The organism is Chryseobacterium sp. FG46, from assembly GCF_057809135.1.
The window spans coordinates 32,060-54,618 of record NZ_JBMDJJ010000006.1; the positions used below are offsets into that span (position 1 = coordinate 32,060).

A 22,559-nucleotide genomic window follows, 5' to 3' on the forward strand; every position below is an offset into this window, starting at 1 on the left:
ATGAAAAAGTTAATCTTTATTTTCGTTTTGTTGGGCCTGTTTTCGTGCGGCGATTATATTGATAAGCCTAAAAATCTGATCGATAAAGATGTAATGGCAGAAATTATTGCCGATCTTGCGATCAACGATCAGGCTATCTTTGTATATGCTGACAAAAATATGGAAGCAGGAACAAGAGCTGTTTTGAAATCACATAAAGTAAAGCCTGATGATTTTGTAAATAGTTTCAAATACTATGTGATTAAAGAAGAAATGGAGGGGATCACCAATGATGCACAGGAAATATTGCTGAAAAAAGATCCCAAAGCTGATAAATATGTAAAGGGAAAACTGAAACAGAATGGTGCTGTAATGCCTGTAGTAAGGTAAATTAGCCTGAGAGTTTCTGTTTCACAAAAATCGCTGAAAACAACAGTGCATTTAAAAAAGTATAGAGATGAAATTTTTTAATATAGAAAAAACCTCTGAAGGAAAAGCAAGAGCAGGGGAAATTACCACAGATCACGGGAAGATTCAAACTCCTATTTTTATGCCTGTGGGAACTGTAGCCAGTGTAAAAACAGTTCATCAGAGAGAATTAAAAGAAGACATTAAAGCTCAGATTATTCTGGGAAATACTTATCATTTATACCTTCGTCCGGGCATGGAAACGATGCAGGATGCAGGTGGGTTGCACAAATTCATGAACTGGGATCTACCTATTCTTACCGATTCAGGTGGTTTTCAGGTATTTTCGCTGGCGAGTAACAGAAAAATGACAGAAGAAGGTGCGAGATTCAAATCTCACATCGATGGAAGTTATCATATGTTCTCTCCTGAAAGATCAATGGAGATTCAAAGACAGATTGGAGCCGATATTTTCATGGCTTTCGATGAATGTACTCCTTATCCATGTGATTACAACCAGGCAAAATCATCTATGGAACTTACCCACCGTTGGCTGAAAAGATGTATTGAATGGACAAATGATAATCCTGAATTATACGGACATAAACAAAGGCTTTTCCCGATTGTTCAGGGATCTACCTATTCTGATCTTAGAAAAATTTCTGCAGAAGTGATTTCTGAAGCAGGAGCAGAAGGAAATGCTATCGGAGGACTTTCCGTTGGAGAACCTGAAGAAGAAATGTACAGAATCACTGACGAAGTGACAGATATCCTTCCGAAAGAAAAACCAAGATACCTGATGGGAGTAGGAACTCCCTGGAATATTCTTGAGTCTATCGGATTAGGAATTGATATGATGGATTGCGTGATGCCAACAAGAAATGCAAGAAATGCAATGCTTTTCACATGGCAAGGGGTAATGAACCTTAAAAATGAAAAATGGAAGCGCGATTTTTCGCCTTTGGATGAATTTGGAACTAGTTTTGTAGACCGTGAATATTCCAAAGCGTATCTTCGCCACCTGTTTGTATCCAAAGAATATCTGGCAAAACAGATCGCTTCGATTCATAATCTCGCATTCTACCTTGATTTGGTAAAAGTAGCCAGAGAACATATTATGGCAGGGGATTTTTACGAATGGAAAAACTCTGTAGTACCGGTTCTTAGACAAAGACTGTAAAAGAATATGCTTAAAATTGTAGACAGATATATCATTAAAAAATACCTTGGAACTTTCAGTTTCATGTTGGTATTATTGTCTATAGTCGTATTGGTAATCGATGTTCAGCAGAAGATTCCAAGGATAGAAAATGCCAAGGCCATTGATCCGAAACTGGATCTGACGTATTTCCTTATCCATTTTTATCCCTTCTGGATCATCAATCTTGTGGTAACATTCTTGTCCATTTTGGTGTTTATATCAGTAATTTATTTTACCTCCAGAATGGCAAATAATACTGAGATTGTTGCTATTATTAGTAGTGGAGCCAGTTTTCACAGGTTTTCGAAGCCTTACCTGTTTACCTCTATTTTTATTGGATTGATTGCCCTTGTGGTATACCATATGGTTCTTCCATGGGCCAATATCAAGAAAAATGAGTTGGAAGCATATACTTATAACGCGGCCAATAAAGAAAAGATTTTAGGAACAGCTCCGGCTTCTTCACAGTTGAGTAAAACGGAATATATTTTCGTTGATTCATGGAATAAAAGAGAAAAAAGAGGATCAAGTTTTGTCTATCAAAAATATGATAAAGACAGAAAAATGACCTATGAGCTGAAAGCAAGCGAAGTATATTGGGATAAAGAAAAAAAGCAGTTTGTTTTAAATAACTATCTGGAAAAAACAATCAATAAAGACAATACCGAAAAACTCGGAAACGGGATAGAGTTAAGGAAAAACTACGGCCATTCGCCGGAAGAACTTTTCCCTAATGAGCTGCTGGGTCAGAATAAAACCACACCGGAACTTCTGAAATTTATTGAAAGAGAAAAAGCAAGAGGAAACAGTAACCTGAATTCTTATCTGAATGAGCTTCATCAGAGAACTTCAATGCCTGTTTCGATCATTATTCTGACATTTCTGGCGCTTTCCCTGTCATCACAAAAGAAAAGAGGAGGATTGGGAGTTAACCTTGCTATAGGGATTTCATTGGCCTTTATTTTCGTGTTTTCGTTCGAAGCCTTAAAAGTGGTTTCAGAAAATAAAAGCTTGTCTCCGGCAGTAGCCATGTGGCTGCCTAATATGGTGTTTTTACCGCTTACCCTTTATCTTTATATCAAGAGGGCCAATCAATAAAGTAGTTTTACTTCTTTGTGATAAAAGGAATGCATTCCGTCTTCCAGTTCGATCCAGAGTTCACCCTTTTCGTCTGCATATCGGATGATGCCATTTTGTCGCTCTTTTTCAAATTCAAAGACCGATATTTGATCTTTTCTGAAAAGTCTTTTATTGAATCCGTCCAGAATTTCCTGATCGGAAGGGATGTTTTTCAATTTTCCGGACAAATATTCATGAAGGTTCAAAGCAAGCTCTTCCAGGTCAAATTGGATTCCTGTCTGTGTCAGAAGTGATCCTGCATTGGATATTTCATCAAAATTTTCCTGAAGAATATTGATCCCGGCTCCGATGATGAAATAATTATTCTGATTAATTTTTTTCTTTTCTATTAAAATTCCAACGATTTTTTTACCTTTAAGGATAATATCATTCGGCCATTTGATTTTTACCTCAGAGTCAGACAATTTGGCAAGAAAATCACGGATTACCATTGCGGTATAATAATTGAACATAAAGTCGGAGCACAGGATGTTCTGAGTATTCACTGCCAGCGTATAAGCCAGGTTTTTTCCGGCAGTCTGAGTCCAGACATTTCCATACTGACCACGGCCTTTAGTTTGATTAAAAGTATGAAGCCCTATAAAATTTGAATCTCCGTAAAGTAAAAACTTTGATATTTCGTCATTAGTAGAAGAACATTCTTTCAGGTAGAAGAGTTGACTCATTTAAGAAAACTTTAAGAGATTAAGAGGGTAAAAGTAAGGTTAAAGTAAAGAAAAAACAATAAATTTGCAGATTATAGTATTTTTTTAATGAATAAAACAGCAGAAAAACAAGCGTTAATAGATAAAATCGTTGAAGCTATCCAGGATGTAAAAGGGGAAGACATTATGATCTTCGATCTTTCAAACATCGAAAACTCAGTAGCAGAAACGTTCGTGATATGTAGCGGAAACTCAAATACACAGGTAGCTGCATTGGCAGGAAGTGTAGAGAAGAAAGTAAGAAACGAACTACAGGACAGACCTTGGCACGTAGAAGGGACTGAAAATGCAATGTGGGTATTGGTGGATTACGTTTCAGTGGTCGTTCATATATTCCAAAAACAGGTACGTGAGTACTACGACATAGAAGAACTTTGGGGTGACGCAGTCATTACCAAAATTGAAAATGAATAATAAAAATTTTAAAAAGTCTAAATGAATAATAAAGGATTCAACTGGTTCTTTCCTATTGCAATCGTAGCTCTTTTGCTATTCTTTGGTTCCAATTTCCTTGGAGGTGATGCAGCAAAATCTATTGATGAAGATGGTTTCTTTAGAGAAATGCAGGCGGGCAAAGTCCAGAATATAATTATATACAAAGACATAGAGAAAGCTGATGTTTTCCTAACAAAAGAAGCAAAAGCGGCAATGGTTTCCAAAGCGGGAAAAGAAAATAATCCTCTTTCTGCTTTCGAAATGGCTCCTAAAGCAGATTTTTCTGTGAAATACGGAGACCTTCAACTTTTCCTTCAGAAATTTGAACAGGTCAAAGCCAGCAATCCGGTTATTAAAACAACTAAAGATTACGGAACAGGCAAAAGCGCTCTAATGGACATCTTGGTTCCTGCGCTGGTTTGGATTTCTATTCTTGGATTATTCTACTTCCTTCTTTTCAGAAAGATGGGCGGAGGTGGAGGTCCTGGCGGACAGATCTTCTCAATCGGAAAATCCAAAGCGAAGCTTTTCGACGAAAAAGAAAGAATTCAGGTAACATTTAAAGATGTTGCAGGATTGGAAGGAGCTAAAGAAGAAGTTCAGGAAGTTGTGGATTTCCTGAAGAACTCTGAAAAATATACAAAACTGGGAGGTAAAATTCCTAAAGGTGTCCTTTTAGTAGGGCCTCCGGGAACAGGTAAGACATTATTGGCTAAAGCTGTTGCAGGTGAAGCTAAAGTTCCGTTCTTCTCACTTTCAGGTTCTGATTTCGTTGAAATGTTTGTGGGAGTAGGAGCTTCAAGAGTAAGAGACCTTTTTGCTCAGGCTAAAGCAAAATCTCCGGCAATTATCTTTATTGATGAGATTGATGCTATCGGACGTGCAAGAGGAAAAAATAATTTCTCCGGCGGAAACGATGAAAGAGAAAATACCCTGAACCAGCTTCTTACTGAAATGGACGGTTTCGGAACAGATGTGAATGTAATTGTAATGGCTGCAACCAACAGAGCAGATATCCTTGATAAAGCTTTGATGAGAGCAGGACGTTTTGACCGTTCTATCTATGTAGACCTTCCGGAGCTTCACGAAAGAAGACAGATCTTTGATGTTCATTTGAAAAAGATCAAGCTTGATGATAATGTGGATAGAGATTTCCTGGCCAAACAAACTCCTGGTTTCAGTGGGGCAGATATTGCTAATGTTTGTAACGAAGCAGCGCTTATTGCGGCGAGAAACAGTCATACTTCAGTAACAAAACAGGATTTCCTTGATGCTGTAGACAGAATTATCGGTGGACTTGAAAAGAAAAACATGGCAATCAAACCATCTGAAAAGAGAAGAGTTGCTTATCATGAAGCAGGTCACGCTACAATTTCTTGGTTGGTAGAGCATGCATCGCCACTTTTAAAGGTAACAATTGTTCCAAGAGGACGTTCTTTAGGGGCAGCATGGTATCTTCCGGAAGAAAGACAGCTTACCACTACTGAGCAGATGTTGGACGAAATGTGTGCAACATTAGGAGGTAGAGCAGCAGAGCAGGTGATCTTCAATAATATTTCTACAGGAGCACTTTCTGATCTGGAAACAGTAACGAAGAGAGCCCAGGCAATGGTGACAATCTACGGTTTAAGCCCGAATATCGGAAATATTTCTTATTATGACAGTTCTGGCCAGTCTGAATACAATTTCGGAAAACCTTATTCTGAAGAAACGGCTACCAAAATTGATGCAGAGATCAAATTGATTATCGAAAATCAGTATGAAAGAGCGGTAAGAATTCTTGAAGAAAATAAAGATAAACTTGATGCTTTGGCTAATAAACTGTTAGAAAAAGAAGTGATCTTCCGTGAAGACTTAGAAGAAATATTCGGAAAAAGAGCATGGGATCCAGAATTAACAGAGAAGCCTGTAACCAATACTATTCCTGAAAAAGATCAGCCGGTAGTGGTGGAAGCACCTCAGATCAAAGAAAAAGAAGAAGAAAGCGAAATACAGGCTCCAGAAAGCCCGACACAGCTTTAAGATTCTAAAAAAAATATAATTCATAAAAACCTGACAACTGTAAAATTGTCAGGTTTTTTCATATTTAAGGAGATATTTTGGACACTATTGTAATTTATTTTCTATTTTTGTATAAAGTTGACTAAAAATAGATTAAGTTGAATTTATTCAAGAGGATTGTAAGCAAACTTACCAACCAGCCTGAAGAAGAGGATAAACAGAGCCTGGAGAAGCTTGGGGATTCGCTGAAAAATGCGGATCTTGACTATAAGTTTGCGCAATTATTTACGCATTCGGGGGGATTTTTTAATTATTGTGCAGATGAAGCGGAAGCTCTACAAACTTTAAATCAGATTATCAAAATAGAAGGTATTCAAAACCTTTTCTGTTGGGATAAAGAACTTCAGAACTTTTTGAATGTTGTGAAGTCTACCTATACTTCAGAACTTCAGCCGTCTAATGACGCCGCATTCATCACCTGTGAATATCTGATCGCCTATGATGGCAGAATCATGCTTTCACATAATAATATTCTTCATTATCATTCTTCAAGGCTTCCCGATAGAATTATCATCATTGCCAATGTTTCTCAGATTGTAAACAACCTGAATGATGCTATGGGGAAAATAAAAAGGAACGGAAATATCAAGAACCTTACTTCCATTAGCGGAAGCCAATCAAAAATGGACAGTTCTTCCAATTCCAGTACAAAACTGTTTTTATTGCTGCTTGAAGATTAAGCAACCACTTCTAAATTTTAAATTTTGGACAAAAATCTCATTCAAAGAACCCTATCAGGTATCGTTTATGTAGCTATCATTATTCTTTGTTCTACTCCGCTGGGAGCACAGCTGCTGAACAATATTGCACCGGGTCTTGTCAAGCAACAGTATCTTTATCATGGATTGATGAGTCTGCTGCTGATTGTTGGAACCTGGGAATGTGTTAAAATCATGAAGTTTGGAAACGGCTATGAAAAATGGGTCGTATATCCATTGGTCATTTTTATTTTCTACATGTTTTCCAAAAGATACTTTAATCACGATTTCTTTTTTGATTTCAGGCTTAGTGAAATACTGGCACTGGCTCTTATTGGGATTGCTGTGGTTACTTTATTCAAATATCCCAACGAGCTATACTTCGACAGTGGGAAACTTATTTTTACCGTAATCTACGTAGCCTTGCCATTTAGTTTTGCATTAGGGCTGCCAAAGTTCTCCAGCTATAGTGATAGTTTCTCTTTGGAGGTTCTGTTTCTGTTCATTCTGATCTGGAGTAGCGATACCTTTGCTTATCTGGTAGGGAAGTTCTTCGGCAAACATAAAATGGCCCCTAAAATATCCCCTAAAAAAACATGGGAAGGCTATGCCGGAGGTGTTGTTTTAACATTGGTTTTATCCTATTTTATTGAACACTATCAGCCTGAGCTGAGAGGAAACTGGATGGTTGTAGGATTTTTGGTTGCTGCCTTTGCTCCTTTAGGAGATCTGGTGGAGAGTCAATTGAAGAGAAACTTTGGTGTAAAGGATAGTGGAAATATCATTCCTGGACATGGAGGAGTTTTGGACAGACTTGATAGTTTTATTATCTGTGTTCCTGTCGTATATTTGTACTTTATTTTAGAAAAATTTATTTAGTCTCATGAAATTACATAGAGAATCGAAAGGAACGATTACCGTTGCAACCCTGCTTTTTATTATTCTGGGTGCTCTGGCAATCTATTTCCTTAAAATATGGTCACTGGTGATCATTATGCCTTTGTTGGTTATTTACGGTTTAGTTTTCTGGTTCTTCAGAGTTCCTGATCGTAATATTCTTGATCACAGAGAAAACGTAATTGCTCCGGTGGACGGAAAAGTGGTAATGATCAAAGAAGTGGAAGAGGGTGAGTTTATCAAAGGAAAAGCTATCCAGGTTTCTATTTTTATGTCTCCTCTCAATGTTCACATTTGTAGATATCCGGTTTCGGGAGAAGTGATTTACAAAAAATACCACCCTGGTAAGTATCTTGTTGCATGGCATGAAAAGTCTTCTACGGAGAACGAAAGAACTACGGTAGCTATTCAGACGATGACTAATCATAAAGTGGTCTTCAGACAGATTGCAGGTTATGTAGCAAGAAGAATTGTTTTCTACTGTAATGAAGGGGATAAGGCAAAAGCCGGACATGAATTCGGATTTATTAAATTCGGTTCCAGAATGGACGTATTTCTGCCTTTGGATACTGAGATTATCTGTAAAATCGGTGATATTACAAAAGGTGGTGAGGATATCATTGCCAAACTGAAAGAAAACTAAAGTATCTTATCGTAAATACAAAATCTAAAGAGGCTGTCCGAAAAGTTTGGACAGCCTCAATTTTTGCTGATTTTATTCGTACCCCTATACAGGAGGAGTATATAAATAACCGAATCTCAGAAGGTGTTACTGACTTTTAGGACACTCCCTTTTTAAGGGGTATGTTTTTGTTTGAGTTTAATTACGCATGAGTACTATTGCGTATGAGTACTGTATCGCTCTTTAACTTCAGAGTAGTAATTTTGCAGGCTTTAAAAAAGGTAGCTTATCATGTTTTTTTTTAATAAATAATCATCTTTTTTTAGTAAATTTAATTGTGTAAACGGCGAAATAACGTTTTATAAATAAAAAAAAATAAAAGCTGATTTTATTTATAAAACTTTGATATATATGCTTTTTAGCAGCGGTGGTTCAAATCCCTATCTGTGATATGTAATAAAAATTAAGATGATTTATAATTTCTTATATAAGATAATTAATGGTGAACCCGACAAAAAAGCAGATGGTTTTGACGGGCTTTATCAGGATCTTATTAACAAGTACCTGCTTTTATTGTTTTTTATATTTTTGTTTTATTCCATTTTTATTATTACTTTTTTTGGTGATATATTGATTTCAACATTTCTTATCGCAATTACTTTTTTCTGGTTAATTTTAATAGCTGTAAAGGGTAAAACAAAAAGATTTAAAAGAATTTTGAAACCTTTTATAATTGGTGTTTTTATTTTACTGACTTTCATAGTTAACTTTTTTAATATTTACAGCTATAAAAGTGCAGGGGTAGAATATTTTTATTTTTGTCTTTTGTTTGCCGTTCCATTCTTTCTGAACTATAAAAAAGATGCTTTTGCGATTTTTTTTATTGCTTTTATGATCACCATTAACTTTATTGCTTGCCTTTACTTTGATTTTGATTTTCTTCCTAAAAGCAGATTTATAGAAAAAGAGGATTTTAAGACCATAAAATTGCTGAATATTTTGTTTTCTGTTGCCTCTTTCCTGGTGGATATCGTTTTTATTACCCAGAAAGATCAGCTTATTCATGGGTTAATTACAGATAAAAATGAGAAAGATTCTACCATCAAAGATCTTGTAAAAACAAATGCAGAGCTGATGAAGCATCAAATGCTTATCAATCATCTTTCGGAAGAAAATATCAGGGAGATTTTAACACTGGCAGAAAACAATTCGCCTATGTTTTTTGAAAAGTTTCAGGTATTTTTTCCTCATTTTATTCCAGATCTTTTAAAGATCAATCCTAATCTCATTCATTCCGAGTTGTATTTTTGTACTTTGATGAAGCTGGATTTTGATACCAAGAAAATAGCACAGTGTACCAATAACAGTATTCGCGCTGTAGAAAGTAAAAAATACAGAATCCGGAAAAAGCTGAATATTTCCTCGGAGATCAATATCAACAGCTTTCTTATAAAAATTTAAACAGAATTCCGTTTTTTATTACTTATACGTAGTTTTGAGTAGTGTTTCATGGTAATTTTTGATTCTCTTGTCAATATTTTTACTTAAAAATATTGTGATGAATATTAAGGATATTAATATTGGGGATCTTATCAGGTCCAAGGTAGAAGAGCATCAGATTTCCATAGAAAGAATCTGCAGATTTTTCGAGCAAACGGAAGAAGATATAGAAAAAATGTACCATACAAAAAGTATGGATACTGATATCCTGCTGAAATGGTGCAAGCTTTTAAAGTTTGATTTCTTTAGATTTTATACCGGGCATCTAATTTTATATTCTCCGCAGTCCAGAATTGATAATGCATTCAGAAAAAAGGAAAATACCCTGATTTTTAGAAAAAGCATTTATACGCAAGAGGTGAAGGATTTTATTCTGGAAAAAATAAAAGCCGGAACAATGACTGTCAGCGATGCTGTGGAAAGGTATAAAATACCTAAAACCACTTTATACAAATGGATGAAAAAAATATAATATGACTCCTGATTACAAACAGATTTATACTGATATTCTCGAAGAAAAATTCCCGGAAAAGCTAATAGATGCTACAATCAGGCTTAAGCTTAAAACATTGAATTCAGCTTTTGATGTTCTGAAGTTTAATCAGATGGTTTTTGGGGAGCCTGAATATGCGGTTGGATTTAATAATCAAAGACTTCGTTCATATGACGAAAAATCTATATTGAAAATTCTGAAATACCAGAAACAGAACGGACTTAATAATCTCCAGCTGGGCAGACAGTTTAAAATAAGCAGAAATACTATTTCCAAATGGAAAACTATTTTTAAGGAATAAAAAGGTGTTTTTGCCAGGATCTTTTACGTTATCAAAAACTATTTGGTATTTAAGGTATTTATCAAGAATTTAAAACATAAGACATTGTTTTGTTTTTATGCTTAAAGCGAAGCATGTTTTGATGTTCTTAATGTCTTGATTGTTTTTTTTAATATCCATAATCATTTTTATTTTTTATAAAATCATTTAAATTTAATTATTGTTTAATATATGATATAAGTTGCTGGTTATTTGTGAGTTTAACTACTCATGAGTAGTATTGCGTAGCTAAAATTATGTTATTAAGTAAATGTTGTTATTATTTTTGTGAAAAGTTTTATAATTTTAGTTAAAATAATTAACCATTAAACAATTATAACTTAATATGATGAGTACAAAATTTACAACTCCCTCGATCAAGTGCATTTTAATTGCACTTCTCTTTGCTTTTGGAGAATATTATTCTCAAAGCACCAATGGTGCAGTAGGTATTAATACTACAACGCCTAATGCCAATTCTGTATTGGATGTTGTTTCTAGTAATAACAACAAAGGGGTTCTTATCCCTAGACTTACTGAAGCACAAAGAAATGCTATTGTAATCAACACCTCTCAAGATGATGGTTTGACAATTTATAATACTACGGAAGACTGTATTAATTACTGGAGTCTTGCCGATAATGAATGGAAAAGTGTCTGCGGACAAATGGGAAAATCTGTTTTTACCATTGACTGTTCCAATACGAAAGCCATGGGGACCTACATTCAGAGTAAAGAACTTACTGCTTCTAATTATCTTAGCGTATCCGTAAATGTAACCAAAGTTGGAAATTATACGATTACAGGAACAACAACCAATGGATATAATTTTTACGGAACAGGGGTATTCCTTAATACAGGAGTGCAGACGGTACAGGTTTCGGGACAGGGCATACCTGCTCTTATACAGGTTGATAATGTACAGCTTTCTGCCAATGGAGTAGATGTTACATGTACACCTGCTGTTACAGTGAATGTATTAAGTCCTGCCGGAACGTATACAATGAGCTGTGGAAGTGCAACCGTAAATGGAGTGTATAAAGTCGGAACAGCACTTACAGCGTCCAATACAATTACATTGCCTGTAAATGTTTCGGCATTGGGAAGTTACACGGTTACAACCAATACCGTTGACGGAATTTCTTTCAGAGGATCAGGGACATTTACCTCTACAGGAAATCAGAATATTACATTAAGCGGAACAGGAACTCCAACTTCTACATCAGTGAAGACAATGACCATTACTTCCGACAGCCAGGGAGGCGTATCTACAACTTGTACAGTAAATGTAATTGTAGTTATCCCTTTAAAAACAGTTGTACATCTTGGTGGTACTGGAGATCATGGTTACAGTGCAGAAGAAGATGCCTCCAGAAATTTAATGGATGCTGCTGCTAATTTCGGAACATTAGCAACTAGTGTGGTTAAATTTGAAGGATTTACTCACCTTGCACCCGCAGATGGAGCGCCTGCTATTGCGGCTCTTAATAACAAACCTGATATTGTTATCATGGGGTATCCTTATTCTCCTAACGCAGCAGAAAGAACCGCTATTGTGGACTATCTTAATAAAGGAGGAGTAGTAATTGCCCAGCTGGAAGAAAACGCTTCTATTCAGGCTCTGATGAGAAGTATATTTGCAAGTCCTCAGATTAATGCTACGGGAAGAAACAGTGGAGGAGCTGTATATCAGATGATCAATATTAATGATGAGATTCTTAATGGTCCGTTTGGTGATGTAAGAGGTAAAAACTGGGGTGAAGATGCGAGTGCAACATCCGCATTAGACGGAGTTTCTGAATCTTTTATTACTTCATATAGCGGGGCTAGTGCTATAAACTCTACGAGTGTATTCGCAGGAACAACTATGTTTAAGCATAAGAATTTAAATCTCTTCTTTGTAGGTGATGGTGGATTTTTGAGTAACTTCAACGCCAATGGAACAATTGCAAGTAATACGGCTTATCCATTTGCTACAAATACCAGTAATTTTCCGGTAGCAAAAGCTGCTTATGGTTTTGCAGGTAACGGAAATACGTTAGGAAGTATGGCTGTACAGAACTCAATTATTTTCGCTAATGTAGTGGCTTGGGCAATCAAACAGGCAGAATTCAATGGGATAAACACACAATGATAAAAGGTTTTTAAAGATGACTCCGGCACGATTATTCGTGCCGGAGTTTTTTATTTTATATGTTTTTTAACGTCCTGTATCATGTTTAATATTAATTCCACAGGGATATCCTTATCCATATCGATAAGAAGGATTTTAAACTTCTTTCTGCCATCCTGGATCAATTCAGGATAATCAAGTCTGTCACCATGATAAAAGCTCAGATAATGCTTTTTGTATTTTTTGCTGTAATAAAAGTAGCACAGCATTTTCTTTTTGTATTTGATAAACGGAAGTCCGAAACTGAATGTTTCGGTAATGTTTTCCGGATCTGAAGCTAAAATAGAATCACGTAAAAATAAAAGAGTACTTCTTTCAGGCTCTTCGATTCTGTAGAAATACTCTTGTATAGGGTTCATTTTAATTGAATTAAAATATTAGTCAAAATTTTGAAGCTCAACAAGTTTGTTATACATTCCTTTTTTAGCGATCAGGTCATGATGAGTTCCCTGCTCTACAATATCACCTTTTTCCATCACTACAATCCAGTCTGCTTTCTGAATGGTTGAAAGACGGTGGGCAATGACTAAAGAAGTTCTGTTTTCCATCATTTTCTCCAGTGCATCCTGAACGAATCTTTCGGATTCCGTATCCAGTGCAGAGGTTGCTTCATCCAGAATCATGATTGGCGGGTTTTTCAATACCGCTCTGGCAATAGAAACCCTTTGTTTCTGACCTCCGGAAAGTTTACCACCGTCATCTCCGATATTGGAATCATAACCTTCAGGAAGTGTTGTGATAAATGCGTCTGCATTGGCAATTTTTGCTGCAGCAATTACTTCTTCTCTGGTAGCATCAGGTTTACCCATCAGAATATTATTATAAACGGAATCATTGAATAATACAGATTCCTGGGTTACCATTCCCAGAAGCTTGCGGTATTCATCTAATTTTAAATGTTTAATATTGGTGCCGTCAATCATGATCTCTCCCTCAGAAACATCATAGAATCTTGCTAAAAGATTGGCAATTGTTGTTTTACCACTTCCGCTTTGCCCAACAAGAGCAACTGTTTTCCCTTTTGGAATTGAAAGTGAGAAGTTTTTAAGAATGGTATGATCTTTATCGTAATAAAAGCCAATATTATTAAATTCGATGGAATGATTTAATGTTGAGATCGAAACAGGATTGGGTATTTCATCAATTTTTACGTCTGCATCAAGAATTTCCAATACTCTTTTCAATGAAGCTTCTCCTTTCTGTACATTGGAAATGGATGTAGATAAGCTTTTGGCCGGTGGTAAGATTTGGAAAAACATTCCCAAGAATACCAAAAACCCTGCAGGCGATAAACTTTGGTCTACAATAATCTGTTTTCCTCCATACCATGCAATGATTAAAAAGGTAATAGAACCTAGAAATTCACTCATTGGCGATGCTAATTCTTTCTTTTTTCCCAAGCTCATTGAGCTGGAAATCCATCTGTTCATGGACTGCATGAAGCGGTTATCCATGATCTTTTCAGCATTAAATATTTTAATAACCTTTGAAGATTTTAGTGTTTCGTCTACGATAGAAAAGATGGTTCCTAGCTCATGTTGTGCTTCATGGGAGTCTTTTTTTAGACTTTTTCCAATCAAAGCGATCATTGTTCCCATTACAGGCAATACCAATAATGAGAAAAGTGTCATTTCCGGACTCACAATAAATAAAGAAATCAAAGTGCTGATCAACATAAAAGGCGCGTTGATTAATTCAACTAAGCTTCCCAGAATATTTCCTTCCACTTCTCCTACGTCATTAGACATGCGGGACATCATATCTCCTTTTCGGCTTTCTGTAAAAAAAGAAACAGGTAAAGTCAATATTTTCCTGTACATAGCTCCCCGTAAATCTTTAGTAACACCTACACGGTAGTTGATCAATAAAAGTGAGCCTAAATACCTGAAAATATTTCTTAAGAGGAACATAAATGCTGTGATAATGCATAACCAGGCAAGTACTTTTAGAGAGCCATATTCAGAAACTAATGACTGAATAAAATAATTGGAATAATCTTTTGCAAAAGAGAAAAAGTCAATAAGATCACCGGAATAAACAGGTGCAGTTTTATATTTCTCAGGTCTTATGGTGCCAAAAAGCATTCCCAAAACCGGTAGAATGGTCCCTAAGGAAGCAATCTGAAATACAGAGTACAGGATATTGAAAAATAAACTGCCGTAGATATATTTCTGATGTGGTCTCGCGAACTTTAAGATTTTTTTATACTCGTTCATTCAATGAAAAAATTGGATAGCAAAATTACGTAAAATTACAAGATAAGACGTTCTTAATCCTGTTTTACTTTATTGGATAAGTTTCAAAAAGTATCTTTTTGTTACAACCCAGCGCTATTCAGCTTTTTTTTTTAATAAATAAACCTTAACATGGCTTAAGAACAGGAAATAAGAAGGTATTGCTATTTAGTAAAAAAACTGCTGCAAGAGCAATTTTTATGATTTCACTTAAAATTTAACTTGGTCATTATACTTCGGAGCAAAATTTTTAGGACCCAGTTTATCCAGTGTTTTTCCAAAGTTATTGATGATCTGTGTCATGTTATCGAAGTTTACAATATTGACATCATCATTTTCGTGATGATAATGAGATGCTTTTGTCATATCAACGGTAGAAAATGAATGGGCAATGATTTTCTTTTTTACAAAACTCACATTGTCTGAACGGTAAAACAACTGCTGTTTCGCATAAGGATCTGCATTAATTTTTAATCCGTTTACTGCATTTTTATTGAAAAGCTCGTCAAGATCTGAGAATCCGTCTCCTGTCATATATAATGCGTTTTTCCCCCATTGAGATTCTGTAGCTACCATTTCGAAATTGAAAAGAGCTGTCATCTTATTATAAATATGATCCAGATTTTTATCTGTGGAAATAGCTCGTGAGCCCAGCATTCCTTTTTCCTCTCCATTGAATGCCATAAACACCATGGAGAATTCCGGTTTTTTGTTTTTAAAATAATCAGCAATACCTACCAGAGTAGTGATTCCGCTCGCGTCATCATCTGCTCCGTTATAAATATTATCTCCGCTTTTATCACTGGTTCCGATATGATCAAAATGCCCTGAAAAACCAAGATACTGATCTGATTTTCCTTTTTTGATTCCGCAAACATTGTATACCGTCTTTCCGTTGTAGTCAAAAGGAACCAGATAAGATTTTCCGGTACAATATTCCAAATTATTTTCTTTGAAAAGTTTAGCGATATAATTGGCAGCATTTTCATTTTCCTGAGTCCCGATTTCACGACCTTTCATTTCATCTGAAGCGAGAGTGGAAAGAACTGTTTTTACTCTTTCTTTGGAAACCTCCTGTCCAAAGGTAAATATGGAGAATAGTGATAAAGTAAGATATGTTAGCTTTTTCATTGTTTTTTATTAAGTTATAGTATCTGTCGTGTTTTTAATCAAAAAGTTGCAATGAATTTACATAAATTAAATTAAGAATGGAGATTAATAAAAAAACAGCTCCTTAAAAGAAGCTGTTCTCACTCAAAAAATCGTTGTAAGGCTATCGAAGTCTGTCTACAGATTTTACGAGCCTCTCATCTTTACGGATGTAAACGTTTGCTATAAGCAGACAGATTACCGCAATCAATGGGAAAATCGGCTCAATACCCTTCTCAGGAATTTGAATTCCTCCGGATAAGTTTAGTAACCAGTACGCCAATACACCAATCAACAAAACGTTTATAATGATGCTGATGGTATTCAGCAAAATTTGTCTTTTTCTGTTTTTGAAACTGAAAATACTTAATGCTCCGGTGATAACAAGTACTATACAGCTTATATTAAGTAAAGGAATACTGTCTGAAATGACAACATCCTGTCCTGTTATAAAAAGGAAAACTGCAGCTAAAACTGCTAATAAGGTCCATATGGTTTGTATTCTCTGTAGCATTGAATATTAAATTCTTGGCAAAAATAATATAAATTTTGCACAATTCAAAAATAAGTGTAGATTTGCATTATACAATGTACTTGAAAACCAAAGTCACCGGACTTACTTTTCTTACTCACAATTAATTACATTTTTACATTAAATATGTTTAACATAGAAACGTTAAGGTCAAAATCCGTAACGGAACTGACTAAAATCTTAAAAGATTTGGGCGTTAAAGTTGCAAGAACCAGCAATGAAAATGACAAGATCTTTGCTATTCTTGACTTTCAGGCTTCTAACCCTAAAGTTGCAAAAGATTATTTCAACGCCACCGAAACCGCCAGTGTAAATACTGAAGAGGCTCCAGCAGAGAAACCTGCCAAAGCCCCGGCAAAAAAAGCTGCTCCGAAAAAAACACCAGCCAGGCCAAAAGCAATTGCAAAAGCTCCGGTAGAAAATAAAACAGAGGAAATAGTAGAAGAAAAGATACCTGCTTCTGAAGAAATAAAACCGGAAGAACCCAAAGCTGAAACCGCCGTAGCAACAGCAACAGAAGAATCAGCAGCAAGCGCTCAGGCAAAAAAGAAAAGAAAAAGAGTTTCTACCAATGCCGCTAACGCAGAAGTATCTCAGGAAAGAGCTGAAACTCCAAAAAACACAGAACCTCAAGAGCCTGTTCAGGCTGAAGAAAAGCCTAACAATCCTCAACAACAGCAGGCAAGCAGACCTCCAAAAGGACACAACCATCCACAGAACAGTGGAAACCAACATAAAAATCAAAACCAACAAAACCAACAACACCAGCAGCATCAAAACCAAAATCAGAATCAAAACAGACATTCTGAAAAAGGAGAAGAGCAGCATGACCATAAAAAAGAATTCAATTTCGATGGATTGGTAAGTATTGAAGGGGTTTTGGAAATCTTACCGGATAACTACGGATTTTTACGTTCTTCAGACTTCAGCTATATCTCTTCTCCGGATGATGTGTATGTTTCTACAGCTCAGATCAGGAATTACGGGTTAAAAACCGGAGATACCGTGAAAGGAATTGTAAGACTTCCAAAAGAAGGGGAGAAATACTTTTCATTGCTAAAGCCAACAGAAGTTAACGGACGTGACCTTGCATTTATCAAAGACCGTGTTGCTTTTGAATACCTTACTCCGCTTTTCCCTGAAGAGAAATTCAACCTTGCTGGAAGCGGTTCTACAGTATCCACAAGAATTGTAGATTTATTCGCACCTATCGGGAAAGGGCAGAGAGCAATGATTGTTGCACAGCCTAAAACCGGTAAAACGATGTTGCTTAAAGATATCGCTAATTCTATTGCGGCCAACCACCCGGAAGTTTATATGATGGTTCTTCTGATTGATGAGCGTCCGGAAGAAGTTACTGATATGGAAAGAAGCGTAAATGCAGAAGTAATTGCTTCTACATTTGATGAAGCTGCTGAAAAACACGTAAAAGTTGCTAATCTTGTTCTTGCAAAAGCACAAAGAATGGTAGAATGCGGACATGATGTAGTTATCTTACTGGATTCTATCACAAGATTGGCAAGAGCATATAATACCGTAACTCCGGCATCAGGAAAAGTTCTTTCCGGTGGGGTAGATGCAAATGCTCTCCACAAGCCGAAGAGATTTTTCGGGGCAGCAAGAAAAATTGAAGGAGGTGGGTCTCTGACAATTATTGCAACAGCATTGATTGATACGGGATCTAAGATGGATGAAGTAATCTTTGAAGAATTCAAAGGTACCGGTAACATGGAACTTCAGTTAGATAGAAAAATTGCTAACAGAAGAATTTATCCTGCTATTGACCTTGTGTCATCAAGTACCCGTAGAGATGATCTTCTTCTTGACGAGGTAACTTCCCAGAGGATGTGGATTCTTAGAAAATATCTTTCTGAGATGAACCCTGTAGAAGCGATGGAATTTGTAGATAAAAACATCAAAGGAACCCTAAATAATGAAGAGTTCCTGATGTCTATGAATAAATAAATTTAATATTGTTAAATGAAAAGCACGGATCACTTGATTCGTGCTTTTTGTTGACTGTCAATAAAAAAATAAAACTTAATTCATTCTAAATCAATATATCAATGTTAAAGATTTATTAAAGTAATCCACAATCCTTGATAATACCTTAAATATTGGCTAATTTTGAATAATAACATTAAAAATAAAGATTATGTCATTTGAATTACCAAAACTAGGATATGCATACGATGCATTGGAACCAACGATCGATGCAAGAACTATGGAAATCCACCATACAAAACACCACCAGGCATATATTGACAATTTAAATAAAGCAATTGAAGGAACTGAACTAGCAGGAAAAACTATTGAAGAAATCTGCCAGACAGGAACTGACAAGCCAGCAGTAAGAAATAACGGAGGAGGTCACTTTAACCACTCTTTATTCTGGGAAATTTTAACTCCTGGAGGAAGCAAAGAACCTGTAGGAAATGTAAAGGCTGCTATCGAAAATTACGGAGGTTTTGATAAATTCAAAACTGATTTTTCTGAGGCTGCTAAAACAAGATTCGGTTCAGGATGGGCTTGGTTAGTAAAAAATACTGACGGTTCTGTATCTGTTTCTTCTACACCTAACCAGGATAACCCATTAATGCCTGTAGCAGACGTTAAAGGAACTCCGGTTTTAGGATTAGACGTTTGGGAACACGCTTATTATTTAAACTACCAAAACAGAAGACCTGACTATGTTTCTGCATTCTTCGATGTAGTTAACTGGGATAAAGTAGAGGAATTATTCAATAAATAATTTTCAGCTATTATAAAAATGAAAAGGAGACTGTCTCAAAAGGTAGACCAACACTCTGAGAATTTCTTAAATGACAAAATTTGTCACACAAGAGTCTGAGAAAGGTGCTTTTAGACAGTCTCCTTTGTCCTTTAATCTATGAATAGATTGTCTTTTTTAAATTTTTCGTTAATAACCTTTGGGTCTGCTAATTGAACACTACTCCCCATATACATTTTAGCTTTTCCAGCAGGATCAGCGTAAAAATCGTTTCTTTCTTTAATGAAATTTGCTTTTGTTGTTTCAATAAAGTTTTTTGGTAAGGTTATATTCAAACTTTGTTTCTTAACACCAACCAAACTAAATGTAAAATAATGGTTTAAATCATACACTTCAACAATCAGTCCTGGGAGTCCTTTAAATCGAAATGGTCCATCATGAGATGGTATGTCAGAAGTAAACCAAGCAGTAAACTTTCTATTGTCGAGCATACAAACTGCTTTCTGACAATTAAATTCACCTATTTTCTTTTTCTCATTTTCTATTGTCCAGTTTATTGTTTCGGCGGGATATCCGTAAAACTTATTGACAATTTTATCAAGCACTTTGATTTTTTTGTCTATACTGTAAAATACCTCATGATTTACCCTTGCTTGAGGCATGGACGCAAAGTTTATAGTGTAATTTCCTTTGTCAAAGTTGCTTTGTACGATTGAATCTCTACGCATTTTTGAGAAGCTTTTATAGATAGATCCTTTACCATCTGAAAGTAGTACCATCGTCTCTTCAAATTTCCGGTCTTTATCTAAGGAATCACGCATGAACGTGTACTTATAATAAAATACGGTACTTGATTTCACTTCTTGTGCTTGAATGAAAGTTGTTATGCTAATAATAAATAGTAGTAATATTTTTTTCATTTTTTACATAATTATAAAACTCAGATAGTAAATAAACTATCTGAGTTATTTTTTTTATTACTGATGACAGTTAATTTGTTCAACGGCTTCTGCATCGCTCATTAAACACTCGGTTCCCCATTCGCTACACCATGTTGTGTATGAATTAAGTCCGCAAGATGTTTGAACAAAAACTTGCATACATCCAAATGCTTTTACTTTGTTTTCCTTTTCCTCTTCTTTAATTTCTGTAACCTTGGAATAAAGATTTGATGCCACTGTGCTTTTAGCATTTACTAATCCAGCAACTCCGAAAGCTGCTAATAAAATAATTTTTTTCATAATGAGTTTTTTAAAATTCATTACTAAAATATAAAATAAAATCAACTTGTCGTGAACTATTTTTTTTATGTTAACTCTCTGTTTTTTAGTTGTTTTTTTGCATCGTTAAATTAAAGGATTGTATTTTTACTACGGAAATTCGAAATACTATTAAGAAAGACTTTCTATTGAGTATTTCAATGGAATTTAAACAGCATTTATATAAAAAAGGTTCAAAATTACTTTGAACCTTTTTATTGAGGATGTTTTAAATTTACCTTATTACATCGCTTCCGTATAATCCATTCAATCTTAGCTTATACTTCCAGTTTACATAGACAAAAACCTGGTATAACTTATATTCAAACCTGATCCCGTAATTTTCCTTAGGATCATAATCTATTCCGGATTCTATGACATTTCTGTATCTTCCGGAATTGTAATAGCTGTTCCATTCGTTGACCAAGAATGTGTTTCTTGTCTTCAGGTAAGATTCTGTATACTGGCTGGCAGGTTTTGCAACAGCACTCAGAAAATAGTCAAATTGGGTATCAATGACCGTAAGATCCCATTCTCCGTCTTCATTTTTAGAGGGCTTCATTTCAGGTTGCTCCTTATTTTTCTTCGGAGTTTCCTGAGAAAAACAGATGAAAGGTATCAAGGCAATTATTACTAATAAAACAATATTTTTCATGACGTGACATTTATATAAAAAAAGCACTCCAATAAGAGTGCCTAATTTTTTATGGTTCTTTCTGAAGAACTACAAATGCCGGGAAGTGATCACTGTAGCCTCCTGTAAACTGGTCTCCATTCCAGGATCTGAAAGGATATCCTTTATAATTCCCTTCTTTATTAACGAGGTAAGGCGGGGCAAAGATTTCTGTTTTGTAAACAGAATATTCTTTAGTTACCTGATCTGAAATTACATTTTTTGAAACGATAATCTGGTCAAACAGGTTCGGGGCATCCTGATAAGCCAAAGAAGCAACTCCTTTCTTATATAAAGGGTACATCAGGTTAAGATAAGGTGTTTCTTCGCTTAAATCTTTCGGATTCGCCTGAGCTTTCAGGTGGGTTTTTAAACTTGGGCTTACAGGGTCATCATTAAAGTCGCCCATTGCAAAAAGTTTTGTAGTGGGATCTGCAGCTCTTACACTGTCCATTTGTTTTTTTAATAACGCTGCGGCAGCATTTCTTTTAGGTAAAGAAATGGCTTCACCACCTCTTCTTGAAGGCCAGTGGTTCATGAAAAATGCTACTTTTTCATTATCCAAAAATCCTGTTACCACAAGAATATCTCTTGTATATTCTCTTCTTCCGTTGTCACCGTAAATAACCAGTTCTTTTTTTAATGAATTGGTAGGGGTGAATCTTCTTTTCTGATAGATCAGTGCTACGTCGATTCCTCTGTAATCATAAGAATTGTAGTGTATAATTCCGTAATCATATTTCTTTAGGGCAGGTTCGTTCACAAGATCCTGGATCACTTGTCTGTTTTCAACTTCAATTAAGCCTACTACTGCAGGAGCTGTTTTGGTATACTGAGCTCCCATTTCAGAAATTACCTTAGCTTCATTAGCCAGTTTTGCCTTATAAATTTTACTTCCGTAGTTCTTTGCACTTTTTGGAGTAAACTCTTCAGAACCCCCTTGTTCTCTAACTACTTTTTTGCCAATTAAAGCTCCGTCACTCCATGGCCCGTCATATTTTTCAGCTTCCAGAAACTTAATAGAATCCAGCGGAATGCTTCTATGGAAAGCAGGATTTTTAATGTCTTTGGTTCCGTCTATATAATCTGCTGAGCGAATAGTATCCCAAAGGTTTTCTACATTTAGGAAACCTACAGTTGCTACTTTTCTCAGTTTTCCTTGTTGTTGTGAGAATGCCACGATCGAAATAAACAGGGCAAACAGACTCGAAAATCTCTTCATTTCTTTAGAGTTTTTATTATTCTATTAATTACAAATTTACTTTTTTTTAACTCACTGCGTTTTAAATATTTGTAAATTTAAAAGCAGTAATTCGAATCTCTCTTTTATAATGATTCTTAAAAGATTGCA

Annotated in this window: 24 protein-coding genes; 14 read left to right on the forward strand and 10 right to left on the reverse strand. The window is 35.5% G+C overall.

The genetic code is table 11. The features are described 5' to 3' along the window. The 3 genes from ACODR7_RS06270 (at position 1) to ACODR7_RS06280 (ending at position 2,686) form a co-directional block, all read left to right on the forward strand. Positions 1-369, forward strand: coding sequence for a DUF4296 domain-containing protein (locus ACODR7_RS06270; protein ID WP_488838103.1), 369 nt, complete (start codon positions 1-3; stop codon positions 367-369). A 67-nt stretch (positions 370-436) separates the two neighbouring features. After that, on the forward strand, positions 437-1,567 hold the full coding sequence (gene tgt / locus ACODR7_RS06275) for a tRNA guanosine(34) transglycosylase Tgt (RefSeq protein ID WP_306596454.1): 1,131 nt from the start codon (positions 437-439) through the stop codon (positions 1,565-1,567). A gap of 6 nt (positions 1,568-1,573) precedes the next feature. After that, positions 1,574-2,686 carry an LptF/LptG family permease gene (locus tag ACODR7_RS06280; RefSeq protein ID WP_488838105.1) on the forward strand — a complete coding sequence of 371 codons (1,113 nt, stop codon included), beginning with the start codon at positions 1,574-1,576 and terminating at the stop codon, positions 2,684-2,686. Here the strand turns inward: ACODR7_RS06280 and ACODR7_RS06285 are convergent. Further along, positions 2,680-3,393 carry a biotin--[acetyl-CoA-carboxylase] ligase gene (locus ACODR7_RS06285; protein ID WP_488838107.1) on the reverse strand — a complete coding sequence of 238 codons (714 nt, stop codon included), beginning with the start codon at positions 3,391-3,393 and terminating at the stop codon, positions 2,680-2,682. The two genes, ACODR7_RS06280 and ACODR7_RS06285, sit on opposite strands and share 7 nt — an antisense overlap. Positions 3,394-3,480: 87 nt before the next feature. On the opposite strand from ACODR7_RS06285, the gene rsfS reads away from it, so the two are divergent. The 5 genes from rsfS to ACODR7_RS06310 all read left to right on the forward strand — a co-directional run bounded on the left by rsfS (position 3,481) and on the right by ACODR7_RS06310 (position 8,166). Beyond that, the gene (gene rsfS, locus ACODR7_RS06290) at positions 3,481-3,846 is read left to right on the forward strand and encodes a ribosome silencing factor (RefSeq protein WP_047376360.1); all 366 of its coding nucleotides are present in this window, start codon (positions 3,481-3,483) and stop codon (positions 3,844-3,846) included. A 21-nt stretch (positions 3,847-3,867) separates the two neighbouring features. After that, on the forward strand, positions 3,868-5,889 hold the full coding sequence (ftsH, locus tag ACODR7_RS06295) for an ATP-dependent zinc metalloprotease FtsH (RefSeq protein ID WP_488838110.1): 2,022 nt from the start codon (positions 3,868-3,870) through the stop codon (positions 5,887-5,889). Between the two features lie 137 nt (positions 5,890-6,026). Beyond that, complete coding sequence (locus tag ACODR7_RS06300) at positions 6,027-6,608, forward strand: LUD domain-containing protein (protein WP_488838111.1); 582 nt, start codon at positions 6,027-6,029, stop codon at positions 6,606-6,608. Positions 6,609-6,632: 24 nt separating this feature from the next. After that, a complete protein-coding gene (locus tag ACODR7_RS06305) occupies positions 6,633-7,505 on the forward strand; it encodes a phosphatidate cytidylyltransferase (RefSeq protein WP_488838113.1) in 873 nt (290 codons plus the stop codon). 4 nt (positions 7,506-7,509) lie between these two features. After that, positions 7,510-8,166 (forward strand): phosphatidylserine decarboxylase family protein, encoded by a 657-nt coding sequence (locus tag ACODR7_RS06310; protein WP_488838115.1) that lies wholly within the window; start codon positions 7,510-7,512, stop codon positions 8,164-8,166. A gap of 572 nt (positions 8,167-8,738) precedes the next feature. On the opposite strand, the gene ACODR7_RS06315 is transcribed toward ACODR7_RS06310, so the two are convergent. Next, positions 8,739-8,906 (reverse strand): hypothetical protein, encoded by a 168-nt coding sequence (locus ACODR7_RS06315; RefSeq protein WP_488838117.1) that lies wholly within the window; start codon positions 8,904-8,906, stop codon positions 8,739-8,741. 130 nt (positions 8,907-9,036) lie between these two features. Between ACODR7_RS06315 and ACODR7_RS06320 the strand changes: the two genes are divergently transcribed. The 4 genes from ACODR7_RS06320 (at position 9,037) to ACODR7_RS06335 (ending at position 12,591) form a co-directional block, all read left to right on the forward strand. Further along, positions 9,037-9,606 (forward strand): helix-turn-helix transcriptional regulator, encoded by a 570-nt coding sequence (locus ACODR7_RS06320; protein WP_488838119.1) that lies wholly within the window; start codon positions 9,037-9,039, stop codon positions 9,604-9,606. A 97-nt stretch (positions 9,607-9,703) separates the two neighbouring features. After that, entirely contained in the window at positions 9,704-10,117 is a 414-nt protein-coding gene (locus tag ACODR7_RS06325) for a transposase (protein ID WP_488838120.1), read from the forward strand. A gap of 1 nt (position 10,118) precedes the next feature. After that, positions 10,119-10,439 (forward strand): helix-turn-helix domain-containing protein, encoded by a 321-nt coding sequence (locus tag ACODR7_RS06330; protein ID WP_488838122.1) that lies wholly within the window; start codon positions 10,119-10,121, stop codon positions 10,437-10,439. Positions 10,440-10,803: 364 nt separating this feature from the next. Further along, positions 10,804-12,591, forward strand: a complete 1,788-nt coding sequence (locus tag ACODR7_RS06335) for a hypothetical protein (RefSeq protein WP_488838124.1) — start codon at positions 10,804-10,806, stop codon at positions 12,589-12,591. Between the two features lie 50 nt (positions 12,592-12,641). Here ACODR7_RS06335 and ACODR7_RS06340 read toward each other — a convergent pair whose 3' ends face one another. The 4 genes from ACODR7_RS06340 to ACODR7_RS06355 all read right to left on the reverse strand — a co-directional run bounded on the left by ACODR7_RS06340 (position 12,642) and on the right by ACODR7_RS06355 (position 16,527). Continuing rightward, positions 12,642-12,989 carry a DUF1801 domain-containing protein gene (locus tag ACODR7_RS06340; RefSeq protein ID WP_488838126.1) on the reverse strand — a complete coding sequence of 116 codons (348 nt, stop codon included), beginning with the start codon at positions 12,987-12,989 and terminating at the stop codon, positions 12,642-12,644. A gap of 18 nt (positions 12,990-13,007) precedes the next feature. Then, positions 13,008-14,846: an ABC transporter ATP-binding protein gene (locus ACODR7_RS06345; protein WP_488838128.1), complete on the reverse strand. Its 1,839-nt coding sequence runs from the start codon at positions 14,844-14,846 to the stop codon at positions 13,008-13,010. A gap of 228 nt (positions 14,847-15,074) precedes the next feature. Next, positions 15,075-15,995: a M28 family peptidase gene (locus ACODR7_RS06350; RefSeq protein WP_488838130.1), complete on the reverse strand. Its 921-nt coding sequence runs from the start codon at positions 15,993-15,995 to the stop codon at positions 15,075-15,077. A 142-nt stretch (positions 15,996-16,137) separates the two neighbouring features. Then, positions 16,138-16,527 (reverse strand): DUF4293 family protein, encoded by a 390-nt coding sequence (locus tag ACODR7_RS06355; RefSeq protein WP_488838132.1) that lies wholly within the window; start codon positions 16,525-16,527, stop codon positions 16,138-16,140. 144 nt (positions 16,528-16,671) lie between these two features. Here ACODR7_RS06355 and rho point away from each other — a divergent pair, with 144 nt between their 5' ends. Next, the gene (gene rho / locus ACODR7_RS06360) at positions 16,672-18,510 is read left to right on the forward strand and encodes a transcription termination factor Rho (RefSeq protein WP_488838134.1); all 1,839 of its coding nucleotides are present in this window, start codon (positions 16,672-16,674) and stop codon (positions 18,508-18,510) included. A gap of 190 nt (positions 18,511-18,700) precedes the next feature. Further along, positions 18,701-19,297, forward strand: coding sequence for a superoxide dismutase (locus tag ACODR7_RS06365; protein ID WP_488838136.1), 597 nt, complete (start codon positions 18,701-18,703; stop codon positions 19,295-19,297). Positions 19,298-19,428: 131 nt separating this feature from the next. On the opposite strand, the gene ACODR7_RS06370 is transcribed toward ACODR7_RS06365, so the two are convergent. The 4 genes from ACODR7_RS06370 to ACODR7_RS06385 form a co-directional block, all read right to left on the reverse strand. Beyond that, positions 19,429-20,196, reverse strand: coding sequence for a GLPGLI family protein (locus tag ACODR7_RS06370; protein WP_076596014.1), 768 nt, complete (start codon positions 20,194-20,196; stop codon positions 19,429-19,431). A gap of 57 nt (positions 20,197-20,253) precedes the next feature. Then, a complete protein-coding gene (locus ACODR7_RS06375) occupies positions 20,254-20,517 on the reverse strand; it encodes a hypothetical protein (protein ID WP_137904416.1) in 264 nt (87 codons plus the stop codon). Positions 20,518-20,770: 253 nt separating this feature from the next. After that, positions 20,771-21,190, reverse strand: coding sequence for a DUF6146 family protein (locus ACODR7_RS06380; protein WP_488838138.1), 420 nt, complete (start codon positions 21,188-21,190; stop codon positions 20,771-20,773). Between the two features lie 49 nt (positions 21,191-21,239). Beyond that, positions 21,240-22,430: an endonuclease/exonuclease/phosphatase family protein gene (locus tag ACODR7_RS06385; RefSeq protein WP_488838140.1), complete on the reverse strand. Its 1,191-nt coding sequence runs from the start codon at positions 22,428-22,430 to the stop codon at positions 21,240-21,242. Between the last annotated feature and the right edge of the window lie 129 nt (positions 22,431-22,559).